This window comes from Thauera sp. WB-2, assembly GCF_027594845.1.
GTDB classification, from domain to species: domain Bacteria; phylum Pseudomonadota; class Gammaproteobacteria; order Burkholderiales; family Rhodocyclaceae; genus Thauera; species Thauera mechernichensis.
Map to the genome: position 1 here is coordinate 165,029 of NZ_CP088935.1, position 15,821 is coordinate 180,849.

At 69.5% G+C, this 15,821-nt stretch carries 8 protein-coding genes; 3 read left to right on the plus strand and 5 right to left on the minus strand.

The features are described 5' to 3' along the window. The first annotated feature begins 8 nt into the window (after window positions 1–8). The 3 genes from LQF09_RS00690 (at window position 9) to LQF09_RS00700 (ending at window position 4,526) form a co-directional block, all read left to right on the plus strand. The gene (locus tag LQF09_RS00690; RefSeq protein WP_270068898.1) at window positions 9–1,298 is read left to right on the plus strand and encodes an ATP citrate lyase citrate-binding domain-containing protein; all 1,290 of its coding nucleotides are present in this window, start codon (window positions 9–11) and stop codon (window positions 1,296–1,298) included. 32 nt (window positions 1,299–1,330) lie between these two features. Next, complete coding sequence (locus LQF09_RS00695; RefSeq protein ID WP_270068899.1) at window positions 1,331–4,033, plus strand: CoA-binding protein; 2,703 nt, start codon at window positions 1,331–1,333, stop codon at window positions 4,031–4,033. Between the two features lie 82 nt (window positions 4,034–4,115). After that, the gene (locus LQF09_RS00700) at window positions 4,116–4,526 is read left to right on the plus strand and encodes an acyl-CoA thioesterase (RefSeq protein WP_270068900.1); all 411 of its coding nucleotides are present in this window, start codon (window positions 4,116–4,118) and stop codon (window positions 4,524–4,526) included. A gap of 406 nt (window positions 4,527–4,932) precedes the next feature. Here LQF09_RS00700 and LQF09_RS00705 read toward each other — a convergent pair whose 3' ends face one another. The 5 genes from LQF09_RS00705 to LQF09_RS00725 form a co-directional block, all read right to left on the minus strand. Then, window positions 4,933–6,438 carry a tripartite tricarboxylate transporter permease gene (locus LQF09_RS00705; RefSeq protein ID WP_270068901.1) on the minus strand — a complete coding sequence of 502 codons (1,506 nt, stop codon included), beginning with the start codon at window positions 6,436–6,438 and terminating at the stop codon, window positions 4,933–4,935. A gap of 3 nt (window positions 6,439–6,441) precedes the next feature. Beyond that, window positions 6,442–6,885: a tripartite tricarboxylate transporter TctB family protein gene (locus LQF09_RS00710; protein ID WP_002926289.1), complete on the minus strand. Its 444-nt coding sequence runs from the start codon at window positions 6,883–6,885 to the stop codon at window positions 6,442–6,444. A gap of 131 nt (window positions 6,886–7,016) precedes the next feature. Further along, a complete protein-coding gene (locus tag LQF09_RS00715; RefSeq protein WP_270068902.1) occupies window positions 7,017–7,997 on the minus strand; it encodes a Bug family tripartite tricarboxylate transporter substrate binding protein in 981 nt (326 codons plus the stop codon). A 128-nt stretch (window positions 7,998–8,125) separates the two neighbouring features. Further along, entirely contained in the window at window positions 8,126–14,161 is a 6,036-nt protein-coding gene (locus tag LQF09_RS00720) for a DUF7379 domain-containing protein (RefSeq protein WP_270068903.1), read from the minus strand. Window positions 14,162–14,212: 51 nt separating this feature from the next. Next, complete coding sequence (locus LQF09_RS00725) at window positions 14,213–15,802, minus strand: glycoside hydrolase family 19 protein (protein ID WP_270068904.1); 1,590 nt, start codon at window positions 15,800–15,802, stop codon at window positions 14,213–14,215. Window positions 15,803–15,821 lie beyond the last annotated feature (19 nt).

A 15,821-nucleotide genomic window follows, 5' to 3' on the forward strand; every position in this document is an offset into this window, starting at 1 on the left:
AACCCGACATGAACATCACGGGAATGCTGTACGGCGCGCGTCTGCTGCAGTTCGCCGACTTCCCCACCGCCGAGGTGCTCGGCCCGGACGCCAGCGAGGAGCAGATCAAGGCGCTCATCGAGCGTCACGGCGCGGTCTTCGTCAAGCCGCTGTTCAAGGGCGGTGTCGGCAAGAAGGGCAAGGCCGGCCTCATCGGGCGTGCCAAGGACCTGCGCACCGCGCTGGCCGAGAAGGAGCGCCTGTACTTCGTCGAGCATCGCCACGGCCACCAGGTGGCGAAGGCCAACGGCGTCACCTTCGAAGGCGCGGTGCCGGCCGAGCACGAGGTCTATTTCTCGATCACCGACTCGACCGAGTTCCGCGCTCCGACCATGACCCTGACCCACCGCGGCGGCGTCGACATCGAGGAGCTCGACAAGTCGCAGGTCGCGCGCGTGCCCTTCGACCCGCTCACCGGCCTGAAGGCCTTCGTCGTCGCCAACGCGCTCGCCGACATCGGCGCGCCCAAGCAGATCATCTCGCCGTTGGTGCAGCACCTGCCGCGCCTGTGGGAGCTGTATCACGACTTCGGCATGACCACCCTCGAGCTCAACCCGATCCGCATGCGCCCCGATCGTCGCGGCCGGCTTACGCCGGTGGCCTGCGACTTCAAGTGCGGCTTCGACCGCGACGATCCGCGCTGGCACCGGCTCAACCTGCCCGCCCACCTGTTCGCAGTGGACTATTCCGACTTCGAGCAGGAGATCAATCAGCTGCGCACCCACCAGGGCCAGAGCGACGTCTACGTGATCAACGCCGGCGGCACCATCCTCGCCCCCACCTTCGGCGGCGGCGCCAACTCGCTGGTCACCGAGATGCTCGGCGACGACGCCATCATCTCGTCCGACTTCGGCGGCAACCCGCCCTACGAGAAGATGAAGTCGGTGGCGTCGATCTGCTTCAAGCACTGGCTGCGTCAGGCCAACGTGCTCTTCATCATCGGCGGCAAGTCCAACAACACCGACATCCACGAGACCTTCCGCGCCATGGCCGACGCGCTGCGCGAGCACTTCGGCAGCCATGGCCCAACGCCGCTCACCGTGGTCGCCGGCCGCGGCGGGCCGAACCTGGTGCGCGGCATGGGCGTGCTGCGCGACACCTGCGAGGCGCTCGGCCTGCCCTACCGCCTGTTCGGCTTCGATTCGGCGATGAGCGAGGTGGTCGACTACGCCCGCGAAGCCAATGAATGGATGAAGGCCGGCGGCCGCGACGCCGTCGCCGCGCGCCTGGGGCTCGCCCCCGCGGCCACGGCCGCCTGAGCCCCGACACCCCCGATTCCAAGGAGACAGCCATGTACCAACAAGGCGTTGGTGATTTCAAGTATTACGTGGGCATCAGTTCGCTGGCCCACATCGCGACCCGGCACGACCGGGTGTGCGTGCTCAACATCCTCGGCGGCGAATCCAGCGAGGTCACGCCGGTCGGCCATGCGTGGTCGGGCGGCAACGTGGTGTTCGGCACCTCGCCGGGGCGCCGCGGCCAGGTGCTGGAGACCCCGCTCGGCAACGTCCCGGTCTACAACAGCGTGCGCGAGGGCCTGGACGACGGCCACCGCTTCAATTGCGGCGTGGTCTATCTGCCGCCGTCGGCGGCGCGCGACGGCGTGGCCGAGCTGATCCGGGTGAATCCGGAGCTGAAGAAGGTCTTCATCATCACCGAGAAGATCTCGGTGCATGACGCACGCGAGATCCGCGCCATGGGCCAGCAGCACGGCATCGACATCTTCGGCGCCAACTGCCTGGGCGTGGCCGACTCGTGGAACCAGGTGCGCATCGGCGGCGCCCTCGGTGGCGACAACCCGTCCGACACGCTGCGCCGCGGCTCGATCGCGGTACTGTCGAACTCGGGCGGCTTCACCACCACCATCGCCCAGTACCTGCGCATGGCGGGCTGGGGCACGACCACGCTGGTCTCCAGCGGCAAGGACGTCTACATCCATTACGCCGCGCCGGAGTTCGCCTTCGCCCTCGCCAACGACGCGCGCAGCAAGGCCGCGGTGCTGTACTGCGAGCCCGGCGGCTACTACGAGCGCGACGCCGAGTTCACCAAGCCGGTGGTGGCCTGCGTGGTCGGACGCTGGAAGTCGCGGCTGACGCGCGCGGTCGGCCATGCCGGGGCGATGGCCGGCGGCGAGGACGATGCCGCCGCCAAGGAACGTTGGTTCATGGACAAGTTCGGCGTCGACGGCCTGTACACACCCGATAACCCGGTGTTCTCGGCGAAGGGCGCGGTGGTCACCAACATCGCCCATATCCCCGCCGCGCTCACCGCGGTGATGCGCGCCAACGCCACCCTGCCCGACTTCGAGCCCGAAGGCACAATGGAGCTCAAGCCCTGGTTCGGCGCCAATCTCGGCATCGCGCTGCCGCCGCAACTCGACTTGCCGGTGGTGCCGGCGATCGAGCCCTACCGCAGCCAGATCGCCCGGCTGGCCGAACAGGTCGGCGCGGTGTTCCCGCGCGAAACGATGAAGGACGCCTCGGGCGCCTCGCAGATGGATCCCGCGACCCAGGTCTCCAGCCTGCACGGGGTGAGCGTGCTCGAGGCCGCGCGCCGCCCGCTCGAGGCCAACCTCGGCCTGGCGCTGCTGCGCGAAGCCGGCGGCGACAACGACCGCAAGCTGATCGCGGTGGCGGTCGGCGCCCACCTCAACCTCCATAGCGACCCCGCGCTCGCCGCCACCGAGGCCGCGCGCGCCGCCGGCAATGCGCCCAACGCCGTGCTCGCCGCCGCAATGGCGATCGTCGGCCCAGGCCGCGCCGAGCGCGCGCGCACGATCGTCGCAGCGCTCATCGAGCGCCTGCATGCCGCCGGCCTGCGCGACGCGCTCGACGAGGACTTCGACTGCCGCACGCTCGCCGACGACGCCGATCTGGTCGCGCTGGTCCGCGCCCCGGCGCCCGACGCCCGCGCCGAGGCGATGCTCGCCGGGCTGGCGGCACGCGACGCGCGCTCGTTGCCGGTGCGCCTTTTGCAGCACACCGGCGTGCCCCTGAGTGCCGATGCCGTGCTCGCCGCGATCACCACCACGCTCGCGTGGGGACCGCTGATGCGCAAGCGCGTCTCACGCCTGACCGCCGAGAGCCTGCCATGGTGGATGCAGCTGGTCGGCACCCTGATCGGCGCCTCGGCCCCGGCCGAGCAGCACGAGGCCGGCCGCTTCTGCGGCATCGACGAGGCCGAGATGCTCGGTAGCGGTTCGCTCACCGCGCTCACCTGCCAGGCCCTGCTCGGCCGCGTGCCGCAGCCGGCCGACCTGTTCGCCTACCAGACCCTGGTCGGCATCCTGCTCAGCAACGGCCCCGGCACCATCTCCGCCCAGGGCGCCAAGGGTGCGGTCTCGGCCGACGGCCCGGAAACGCCGCAGCGTGTGCAGCTCAACAAGGCGGTCGTCGGCTTCCTCACCCACACCGGCTACGCCCACGGTGGCAACGGCTTCGAGGGCGTGCAGTTCCTGATCGAGCAGTTTCGCGACAGCGGCCTCGACGACCCGACGGCCGCCCACGGCATCGACGTCGCCGCGCTGGCCCGTCACTGCGCCGAGGAATACGCGCGCTACAAGGCCGAACGCAAGCAGACCGGCAGCGCGGACATCCGCAAGATCCCGGGCGTGAACCACCCGGTGTTCAAGGACCGGCCGGTCAACATCGATCCGCGCGAAGCCTTCATCCGCGAGCTGATGACCGCGCGCAGCGAGGCCAACGTGTTCCACGACTTCTACCACGCCCTGGTGCAGGCGCTGCACGAGGCCGGGGTGTCGCGCACGGTGTATTGCGTGAACATCGACGCGGTGATCGCCGCCCTGCTGCTGCGCCTGACCTGGCAGCCGTGGCGCGAGGGCCGCATCGACGAAGCGCGCCTGGAAGACGCCGCGTTCACCCTGTTCCTGCACGCCCGCATGCTGGGCTGCGCGGCCGAGATCGACGACCACCTGAACCGCGGGCGCAACATGGATACGCGCACGCCAGCGTCGAAATGCCGTCACGTCAGCTGACGCCGCTCACCCGGGGGCGGGCACGCCGCCGCCCCCGGCGAGCCGCGGGCAGCGCTTCCCCCACCCCCACCGGAACCTCACCATGAACGACTCGACCGCCATGCCGCGCGGCGAACCCGCAATCCGCACCATCGCCATGCCCGCCGACGCCAACCCCGCCGGCGACATCTTCGGCGGCTGGCTGATGGCGCAGATGGACCTCGCCGCCGGCAACGTCGCCGCCCGCCGTGCGCGCAGCCGCTGCGCCACGGTGTCGGTGGACCGCATCACCTTCCTGCGCCCGGTGTTCATCGGCGACGAGGTCAGCCTCCACGCCGAGATCGTGCGCGTCGGCCGCAGCTCGATGACGATCGAGGTCGAGGCCTGGCGCCGCTCGCGCGACGGCGAGGAACAGGTCAAGGTCACCGACGCCAGCTTCGTCTTCGTCGCCCTCGACCAGGGCGGACGGCCGCGGGTGATCAGTCCTGGATCCCAGTCCGCGGCAAACACGTAAAGTCGAATCGCTGGCAGGCGCGCAGCTACCCTGATGGAGGCGGAACTCGCCAGAGTTCCGCCTCTATTGCTGTGCGCAAGGGCGGCAGGACAGCGAAAGTGTCGCGATTCGGCCATCACCGGCAGAGGCTTCGAGCAGATCTCCCGGAAGACGCCCGAGATGGCGATCAAGCGGCGACGCACAGTCAACGGGATCGGTAGGGAAGACACCGCTCAGCCACGCCGGCGACCTCAACCTCACCGTCGAGCAGAAGAGGTTCAAGGTGAGCCGTCGAGTCCTCGGGCCTTGCCGCAAAAAAACGGGCGCCCGCAGGCGCCCATCGAAGGCGGCGGCCCGGGACGGGGCCACCGCAAGCCGGATTCCGTCGCAACGCAGAGGCCGGAATCCGCGGAAGTGAGTCTTCAACTCATGCCTGAGCCACCGCGCGGCGGCTGTCGAGCATGCGTGCGACACGCGGGCCCACCAGCATGGCGATGGCCGCCACCCACAGGCCAATCGCGATCGGGCTGGAGAACAGCACGCCGATCTCGCCATCGCTGATCGACAGCGCGCGACGCAGGTTCTGCTCCATCATGTCGCCGAGCACGAAGCCGAGGATGAAGGGCGCGATCGGGAAGTTCATGACGCGCAGTGCATAGCCCAGTGCGCCGACGAGCACACCGACGATGAGGTCGAAGGTGTTGCCATGCACCGCATACACGCCAACCATCGAGATCGCTGCCACACCCGGCACCAGCAGCCACACCGGGATCGACAGGAACTTGACGAACACGCGGATGAGCGGGATGTTCATCACCAGCAGCATGACGTTGGCGATGAAGAGCGAAGCGATCAGGCCCCACACGATCACCGGCTGGTCCTGGAACAGGGTCGGGCCGGGGGTGATGTTGTACAGCGTGAGCGCACCCATCATCACCGCGGTGGTGCCCGAACCGGGCACGCCCAGGGTCAGCATCGGCACCAGCGAACCGTTGGCCGAGGCGTTGTTGGCCGCCTCCGGCGCGGCCACGCCACGCATGTCGCCCTCGCCGAACTGGTGATCCTTGCCCGCCATGCGGCGCTCGCTGGCGTAGCACATCGCCGAGGCGATGGTGGCGCCCGCGCCGGGCAGCACGCCGATGAAGAAGCCGGCGACGGCCGAGCGCAGCATCGTCCACTTGGCGAGCATGAACTCCTTCAGGTTGAACATCATCCGGCCCGACAGCGCGATCGGCTCGGGGTTGGCATGCAGGCCCTGCAGCATCAGCAAAATCTCGCTGACGGCGAACAGGCCGATGACGATGACGATGAAGGGAATGCCGTCGGCCAGATGCAGCATGTCGAAGGTGAAGCGATACACGCCGCTGTTCGAGTCGATGCCCACCGTCGAAAGCAGCAGGCCGATCAGGCAGGCAATCATCGCCTTGGGCAGGGAATCGCCCACCAGGCCGCCCAGGCAGGACAGCGCCAGCACCATCAGCACGAAATATTCCGCCGGACCGAAGGCGATCGCCCATTCGGCGAGCAGCGGCGCGAAGGCGACGATGCCCAGGGTGGCGACCATGGCGCCGGTGAAGGACGCCACCGCCGACATCGACAGCGCCGGACCGGCGAGCCCCTTCTTGGCCAGCGGATAGCCGTCGAGCGTGGTCATCACCGCGCCGGCATCACCCGGCACGTTGAGCAAGATCGCCGAGATGCGGCCGCCGTATTCGCAGCCGGCATACACCGCGCACAGCAGGATCAGCGCCGACTCCGGTGGCAGCTTCATGGCGAAGGCGATCGGCAGCAGGATGGCCACGCCGTTGATCGGGCCCAGGCCGGGTAGCAGGCCGACGACGGTGCCGAGGAAACAGCCGATCAGCGCGATCATCAGGTTTTCGGGCGTCGCCGCGACGGCGAAGCCCTGGGCGAGAAGCGTCAAGGTTTCCATGATTTACCCCGTGATCGCGTTGAGCCACAGCCCGGTCGGCAGCGCGACGTCGAGCAGGCGGTCGAAGAAATAGAACAGGCCGATGCCGAGGCCGACGCCGCTCGCCAGCGCCTGCTTCCAGCTCGCGCCGAACAGACGCGCGACCGGTAGCGTCACCAGCGCGGTGGCGATCACGAAGCCGAGACGGTCGAACAGCAGCGCATAGCCGAGCACGACCAGGAACAGCAGGCCGATGCGCTGCATGACCGGACCCGGCGCCCAGGCAGTCTTCTCGGTCTTGCCGAAGACCAGCGCCAGCGCGAACAGACCGAGCAACGCCAGCACGATCATCGGAAAGGCCTTCGGCCCGACCGGCTCATAGGAAAACGGCGCTTCGAAACCGCGCGCGATGAAGAGGCCGACGAGGCTGATGAGCACCAGCACGCCGCCGAAGATGCGTTCGCTCATGGCGATCTCCCTTCAGGTGAGGGCCGCGCCCGGCAAGGCGCGGAGGGGACAGGAGTGGGGGCAGCGCGCCAGCTGGAGCCTGCACGCGGCGCGGGCGGGTCGTGCCCGCGCCCTTGCCCGAGCGGCGAGGCTTACTGCGCCGTCAAGCCGAACTCGGCGGCGAGCTCGCGATAGCGCGCCACTTCCTTCTGCACGTAGGCCGTCAGGTCGTCACCCGTCAGGTGGTAGGGAAAGAGCCCGCGCTCCTCGCGCAGCTTGTCGAACTCGGGCGTGGCCATCATGGTGTCGAAGGCCTGCAGCCACCACTGGTAGTCGGCATCGGCCACCTTGGGGCCAACGTAGAAGCCGCGCGTGATCGTCCAGTCGACGTTGTAGCCTTGCTCCATCGCGGTCGGAATGTCGGCCAGCTCACCCTTCAGGCGCTCGGGCGCCAGGATGGCGAGCACCTTGATGCGACCGCCCTTGAGGTGGCCGAGCACCTCGGAGGCGTCGCCGGAGTAAGCCTGGACATGGCCGCCCATGAGCGCGGCCATCGCCTCGCCACCGCCTTCGAAGGCCACGTAGCGCATGTTCTTGTGATTGACGCCGGCCTCGCGCGCGATCAGCGCCGACTTCATCCAGTCCTGGCTGCCGACCGAACCGCCAGCGCCATACACCACCTTGCCCGGATTGGCGCGGGTGGCCTCGATCAGGTCCTTCAGGCTCTGGAAGGGCGCGTCGGCGCGCACGATGATGGCGCCGTAGTCGGCACCCACCGCAGCCAGCCACTTCACGTCGTTCTCGTTGTACTTGCCGAACTTGCCGATCGCCAGGTTCAGGAAGGAACCGCCCGAGAAGGCGACGATGGTACCGGCTTCGGCGGGGCGGTTGGCGATCACGGTGTTGTAGGCCACGGCGCCGATGCCGCCCGGCATGTAGGTGACGCGCATCGGCGCCTTCAGGAGGCCGCCGTCCTGCAGGCCGCTCTGTGCCAGCTTGCAGGTGAGGTCGAAGCCACCACCCGGCTTGGCCGGGGCGATGCACTCGGGCTTGGCCGGCTCGGCGTGGGCGACGCCGGCGGCAAGGGTGGCAAACACCGCGGTAGCGGCGGCAAAAAGGGTCTTCTTGAGCATCACGGCGATCTCCTCCGATTATCGATTCGTCTATCCCGGAGCAGAACCGCCTCGCCCCAAGTGGAGCGGACGATACGAAGACGTGCTTTCGATAGCCTTTCAGTGTTGCAGGCCTCCTCTGCCGATCCTCACGACAGGCCCTCGCCCAATGCCGCCGCCGCCGCCGCGAGCACCGCTGCACGCCGGTCATCCCCGGCGTCTGCGCGCAACGCGAGGAAACCGGCCAGCAAGCCAAGCTGCTTTGCCACCGAACCGAGCTGCCGCGGCGACACCGCAAGCATGCCCAGTGCATCGCGGTAGGCCTGCACCAGCCTGGCGGCCGCGGCGTCCTCCTCCTCGACGACATCGCCGACGAGCCAGCGCGTAAGCGCGCAGTCCGCAACCACGGCACCATCGAAGAAGTCGAAGCTGCGCGCAAAGCGCCTGCGTGCGGCAGCCAGACAGGCATCGAGCACGGCAGCGTCGATCGACTCGCCGAGCAGCCAGCCCAACTGCAGGCGGTTCATGCACGGGTAGGGGTTCCAGTCGGCCTGCGCCGGATCGCCCTCGCCGAGCGCGTAGGCATCATGCGCGCGCAACAGGTCATCGCGCACACGTGCCCAGGCGGCCGTGCCCGCAGCGCGTGCGGAAGGCTTGCCGCCGTCGGCCACCAACCCGGCATCGGCCTGTAGCTGGCGCAGCTGCACCAGGGCGCGCCGCTTCCAGGCGCTGCCCAGGATCGCCTGACGCTGCAGGCTGGCTGGCATCCCAGCCTGCGGCGAGGATGCGTCCGCCACGGCCGGCGCGGCAGAAGCGATCAGGATCAGCGCGCGCATGCGCGCAATGGCGTCATCCACAAGGCCCAGCGCACGCACCAGATCCTGCCCCTCGCCCGGCTGGCTGAGCTGCTCGGCCAGCCGGGCCTCGACATTGGCCAGCAGTTCGATCGCCGCGATCGGCACCGCCCCTCGCGACGAGTCCTCCGCGATTGCACGCAGCAAGGGCGCTCGGGCCGCGTCGAAACCGCCCACATCGCCGTAGGCGGCATACAAGCGGCCGAGCGCCTGCTGCACATCCGGGCGCGCTAACCACTGCGCGGGCAGCCGGCCCAGGCGGCGGTCGATGCGGCGCTGCAGTGCCCGCAAGCCGGATTCGCGCTGCTCGCCGCGGATGCTGTGGCCGTCCAGCCAGAGTTGGTCCAGCCAGTCGAGCAACTCCTCGGGCGCCAGCAAGGTCCCGTCCTCACGCTCGGCACGCTGGTCCACCCGGAGCTGGAAGGCGGGATCGCCATAGGCCTGGTAGGCGCCCCAGGTGTTGCAGTCCGGATGGCGGTGCAAGGCCTCGGCACGCGCCTCGAACACTGCATCGCCGAAGCGCATGCCCTCGATCGCCATCGCGCTGAAGAAGCGCTCGGCAAAGGTCTGCGCCGCATCGTCGCGCACCTCCCAGCCGGCTGCGACCACACAGCGCACACCCATGTCGATGAGCTCGCGCGCCAGGCTGGCAGCCAGACGGTGCGCACCCTGTGCAACGTCGACCTTGCCGAGGTGGCAGCAGCTCAGGAAGACGAGGTCGGGTACCGTCTCCATCAGGGCAATCTCGGCTGCGGTCAGCAACAAGCCATCGGACAGCACGACCCCGCTGCGGTAGCTGCCGTCAGCGGCACGGCAGGCGTGGATGCCATGCGCGGCAATCACCAGCACGCGGCTGGGGCGCGCAAAGAGACGGGCATACACATCGCCGGCCAGCGCGTCCGGCGGCGCATGGCTCACCGTATAGCCGGCACCCTCAAGGATGCGCACCACGGCCTCACCCTCGCGCACAGCGCCCTCCAGACTGGGCAGGCGGTCGGGGCGCGGCGTGCCGTCGGCATCCACGCGAGGCTTCCAGCCCGGCCCGCCGAACTGCACGTGGTATCCCTCGGTACTCGGGTTGGCGATGACGCAGGCCGTCATGGCGTCGGTACGCACGACATTGTGCCGGTAGCTGCGGGTCATGAACTGGCGCACCATGCGGCTGCGGCTCACCAGCGGCTCGCCGTCATCCTCCATCAGTTCCCAGGGCAAGTTGGCGGTGCTTTCGTCGACCACCAGGATCAGGTTGCGCGCCTTGCGCGCTGCCGCCTTGAACTCCACCGGCACCAGCAGCTGGAACAGGGTGTGGCCGAAGCTGCCCTCACCGCCGCGGTAGCGGGTAGACGCAGGCCCGGTCAGTGCTTCATCGGCCAGGCGTTCGATGAGACCGGGCTGGCGCGCTTGCACGACAACTTCTGCACGCGCCTTCTCGCCCATGAAGGTGAAGCGGAAGCGCCGGGCATGGCGGATCAGCGGCGTGGGCGCATCGATCAATGCTGCGGTCTCGCCGTCGGCATCGGTGACCGCAAGGCGCGGCCAGTAGTCGCCGAAGGGGGTCACGCTCAGGCGCTGGCGCACGCCTTCGCCATGGCGCAGCGGCTCGGACAGGTCGAGGCGGGCGCCCAGGCGCTCGAGTTCGGCGGCGAGGCTTTTGTCGAGCACGCTCACTGCATGGGCCGCAGAGATGGCGGCATCACGATAGAGCTCGATCAACTCCAGTTCGACAATGCGCCCGACCGGCCCTCTGCGCGCCTTGGCGCACTGGGCGTAGTCGCGATTGGCGAGCAGCACGCCGCGCACCACCGCCTTCACCGCCTCGCCGACGTCCAGGCTGGCCGCGGAGTTGCTGCCGACCAGCAGGCTTGCGAGGCGCAGCGGAATCGCAGTATCGGGCTGACGGCCGCGGCCATCGCAATGGTCCTCGCCGTAGCGGTCGGACGCATGCAGCAGGTAGCGCAGCGCGCCGGCCCGCACGGCCTCGGTCACCCCCTCGGCACCGAGCGCCCCCATCTCGCCCAGGCCGACCACCACCGCGCCACGGCTGGTGCCGCGCAGGCGCTCCTCGGCGCTGCGCGGCATCAAAACCACGGTCGCATCGCCCAGCTCGCCGGAATGGATGCCCAGGCGCTGGCGGTGGCTGAGGGCACCATCGACCAGCCAGCGGTCGATGACGGCCTCGGCGCCCGCGATCGGGTCACCACGGTAATGCCCGCACAGCAGCGGGATCTGTACGAAGCGCAGATCCATCGCGCGCACACCCACGCGCAGCACGCTGCGTCGCCGCTGCGGCAGCGCCGGAACACGGCCGCCGAGCGCACGGCTGGCGAGCTCGGCCTCGGTCGGCCAGGCGGGCGGTGGCCCGGCGCGGTAGTCACGCACGGGGACGCGCGCCGTCTCGCTGCGGCTGAGCGGCAGCCGGCCCAGGCGCAGCGGTGTCCCGCGCGTGAGCAGGGCCTCGATGTCGGCAAAATGATCCGCCGTGCTGGTCAGCCCCATGTGGTCGGCGGCCATGTGCCAGCAGCGCTCGTCCGGCAGGCCGGCAAGCCGCCCCGAGGCCCAGGTCACCGAACCGTCGCCATGGGGCGTGCCGCGCATGCGCACGAAGGGCCGGCTGCCCTCGTCGAGCAGGACCAGGCCGCAGGGCGTGTTGTCCGCGTTGCCGAACACGTAAGCGATGCGTTCGGGCGCCTGCGCGACCCAGCCGGTATCGGCGACTGCAGTCCAGAACGCGCGTGCCTTGTCTAGCACGCGCTGGGTCGGCTTGCCGGCAAGGCGACGGCCGAACCAGAAGTCATCATTGATCGCGCCGAGCTCAGCCCAGGTCTCGGCGCGATAGTAGTCCTTGGGCGCCACGCCGCCGCTGTCGACAAAGCCGGGCGCAGGCAGCAGATGCACGGCACCGGGGAAGCCGGCGACGATGTCGAGCACGGCCTGCAGGCCCTGGCGCAGGTCCAGGCGGGCGAGCATGCGGATGGTGTCGGACTGGCCTAGCAGGGTCTCGACCAGCAGGTGCGAGCCCTGGTTGGGCGTGCCGAGCATGAGCAGGCGCACACCCTGGCCGGGACGGGCGACGATCTCGGCCCACAGGCCGGGGTCGGCCGCGAACGCCGCGCGCACCACCAGCCCGCCCATGCTGTGCGCCAGGATGCGCAACGGCTGGTCGGGGTGGTCCTGCAAGGCCTGGCGCAGGCGCCCGGCGAGCGCCTTGCCGAGCTCGGCGATCGGCTGGCGCCAGTCGTAGTCGTGGCGGATCACGCGGTGGCCGGACTCGAGGTAGCCGGCGAGCCGACCGTAGGCCATGCCGACCAGGCCGGCCGGACTCACCGCCTTGCTGCTGTCGATGGCAATGCGCACCAGCCTGCCGCGCGCCAGTTCGATCGGGTCGAGCCAGATCCGCCGCCCATCCGCAGCCAGGTGCGAGCCCATGATGCCGGGCAGGAAGAACAGCACCGGCACGGTGTTGGCGGCCGGCTCGGGCTCGCCCCGGCTGGCGCGGGTGGCGAGCGCAGGGTCGATCACCGGCAGCGCCAGTGGCGCCCAGGCCGCCAGCGCCGGGTCCTTGTCCGCCAACGCGCCTGCACGCAGCCAGGCGGCGAGCGCGGCCGGCAAGGGCACGCCGTCGCGCTGAACCTCGTCGCGGAAATAGCGGAAGTGATTGACCTCCGGCCCTTGCACGAAGATCGCACGGTGTGCCGGCAGGCTGGCCGCGACCGGGCCGTCCGCCAGTGTCTCGGCGCCACTGTCGGCAGTGGCCGCACGCGCCACCAGGCCGCCGTACATCGAGTCGGTGTCCACCACCAGGTCGTTGCGCGCGCGGTCGAACAGCGCCCAATCGACGAACATCACGCCGATACGCTGCAATACACCGCCCCCCTCGATATCACCCGCGATGACGCCCACCTTCACGGTCGCGGCGATGCGGGCGCGGCCAAGCAGCATGCCCATCGGCGCTTCGGGCAGCATCGCCTCGATGCCCGGCACCACCTGCGGCTGCAGGCGCTTGTCGGCAATCTCGAGCACCACGCGGGCGAGAAACTGCAGGCCACGATCGGCCACCGCCTTGGCCTTGGCCGCCGCGGCCGGCGCCAGCACGCCGACCGCCGCGCCCACACCCCACGATCCGGCGCGCCGCACCAGGTTGAGCAGCCCGGACAGGAACACGTCGAGGTTGTCGGACAGCAGCGCGGTGCCGCGCGCGGGCGCGGCCACGCGCACATAGCGCTCGACCGTGATGGCGCGCTCGACCAGCAGGGCGGCAAGGCGGCGCAGCTTGGCGCGCTCGCCGGCGGCATAGGCTTCGGTGTCGGCCTCAGCGTCCGCCTTGGCACTGCCCCGCAGCGCTGCCAGCGCGGGCATGCTGCTGCGGTAGTCGTCGATCAGGGCATCCAGCGCACCATCGCCACCGTCCAGGCACAGCAGGTCACCAACCAGACCGCCGCGTGAATGCGTCACCAGGCTGATCGTACTCCCGGCTGGCAAGGTCTCCACCAGCGCCAGCGCATTGTCGATCGGGCTCTGGGAGAAGGTCCGGTGCTCGTAGCCGAAGATGCGATCGCCGAAGCGCTCCTTGAGCACCGCCCACGCTGAACTGCCGCGCAGATCGCCGAAGCCGCCCAGGATGTGCGAACCGGTACCGTGGATGAAGACAAGCAAGGCGCCCGCCCTGGCCGCCCTGTCCAGGCGCGCGTCGCCCGCCCGGCACAGATCCTCGCGGGCGAGCGCGCCGCCATCCCAGGCGTACAGACCGGGTTCGCCTGCCAGCCGGTCCTCGATCATCGCCATCAGTGCGGTCGCGCCCTTGCGCGAGGCCCAGGCTGCCGCCCAGTCCTCGACCTTGCCGCCAGCAAGATCGAGCAGCTTGTCCTTGGCCGCCTTGCCCACTGCATCCTCGGGCAGGTGCAGCCGGCTCACCCGCCGCCATACCCAGCCCAGCGCACCGCGGGTGCTGTCCTGGGTGTCGCGGAAACCGGCGAAGTCGACCGCGCCATCCGCATCGACGAGTTCGGGCCGGGTGCGCGCGAGCTGTTCTGCAAGCGCATCGGCGCGAATGAAGATGGTCGTGCCATCCTCCGCCTCCAGGGCGAGCAGGCCCGCATCCTCGTCCAGGCCATGGACAACGGGCGCTTCCTCGCTACGGCTGGCAGCAGCCAGTTCCAGCACTTCGGTAACCTCGAGGCCAGGCACGAGCGCAAGCGCATCGCTGCCATCGGCACGGCTGCCTGGCAGGCTGAGAAGCGATGGCGGGCGGGCGTCGGCCAACGCCGAAGCGGGCGTCGACAGCGGCAGCTTGAGCAGGGTACGGGCGGCGCGGGCAGCCTTGCGTCTGGCCATGGGGATGCTCCCGGATGAGGGTTGGGGTCAGGCCGGAGGGTGGCGCCTGGTTCAAGGATGACGCCAGAAAGCATGGGCGCGAAAGCGCGCATGCAACCACCATGCATTGGCAGCAGGCGCCCGCAGCACGTTGCGTGTCCCAGCCTGGGATTCGAGCGGCTGCACGACCTCGCCGCGGGCATTGCGGCGGGCAACAGCGCCGTCGCGCTCGGGGACGACGACGGTAATGTGGCCCGGGCTGTTGAGGTCGCGGCGCTGGGCGACGATCAGGCACACCTCACCTGCATTGGCGGCGGCCTGGAGCAGGGTCGGATCGACCTCACGCACCCAGCCGAAAGCGGTGCCATGGTCTTCCAGCCAGTCGAACAGGGCGTTGGCGTTGAGTTCGCGCACAGTCTGCCCGTAGCTGACCGCCACCGTCTCACCCGCGGCGATGCGGCGCAGGGCCGGGCCGGACCACCACACCCGCGGCAGGTAGGCCCCGCAAAGGTAGGCAAAATCGGTCGCATAGATGTTGCAATAGGTCGCCCCGCCTTGGGGCTGATAACGCCGATGGGCGGGCGCAGCGACGTCCAGATAATCGACAATGGCATCCAGCGCCGCCGCACGCGCCTGCGTCGTGCGTCCGCCGCGCGCCGGTCGTCCCTCCTCGCCGAGCGGGTAGGCGCGCCCACCGTCACGCGCGCGCGTGATATCGGCACGTCCCTGCTGCATGTGTGCAGCCGGCAAGCTCGCCGCAGCCGCCTCGGAGGCCACGGCGGTGCGCGCACGGCCGCGCACCAGGGGCTCGAGGAAGCGCGCAGCAACGAAGCCTTCGCGCAGCACACCATCGAGCAGGATCCGCACGCGCACCCAGACATCGGCATCCGCCGCGCCCAGCACTTCGACCAGGCAGCCCTGCGCCAGCGTCGCCATGCGTGTATTGTCCGCGGCACGCGGCGCAGTACGCAGATTCAGGGCAGCGGGCACCACCTTGTGCGTTGCCTTGAACACCGGGCCCGCATGCAGCTCGACCGCCCCGCGCGCGGCAAGCTCGGCAAGCGCGCGCCTGGCCTTCTCGAGCAGTTCGCGGCGGTGGGCAAAGCCATTCAGGCCGCCATTGACGCGTCGCGTGATCGTACTCAGGTCATCGACATCGGCAAGCGCATTGAGACCGTTCCGCTCCCAGAAATACACTGCGGACTGGACTGCATACTGGGTGGCCACACGCTCGGGCATGGCGACGACGTCATCGCCGATCCAGGCCGAGAACGCGCGATAGTTGCTCTTGCCCGTGAGTTGGATCAGGCCACGACCGCGGTAGCGGTAGCCGTCGCCCGTGGCCTCGGCACCATTGCCCATGCGCCCGCCATAGACACGATTCCCGATGCGCTCGGGCTGGTTGGCATGCGCTGCGGCCTCCGCAGCAGTGGGAAAGTAACGCGGGAACACCGCCTGCAAGCGCTCGGCCGAGTAGTTCATGTTCTCGACCGTGGTCTTCAGCATCCCCGACTCATGCATGAGCTGGGCAAGGAAATGGGCGACCCGCAGGCTGGAGTCGATGCCATGCACCGCCATCGCGGCATTGAGACTATCGAGGTACTTGTCGGCGTTCGCCGCACTGGCCCCCATGCGGGTGAGCACTTCACGCGTGATCGACATGTCCCCTCTCCGGTCGTCC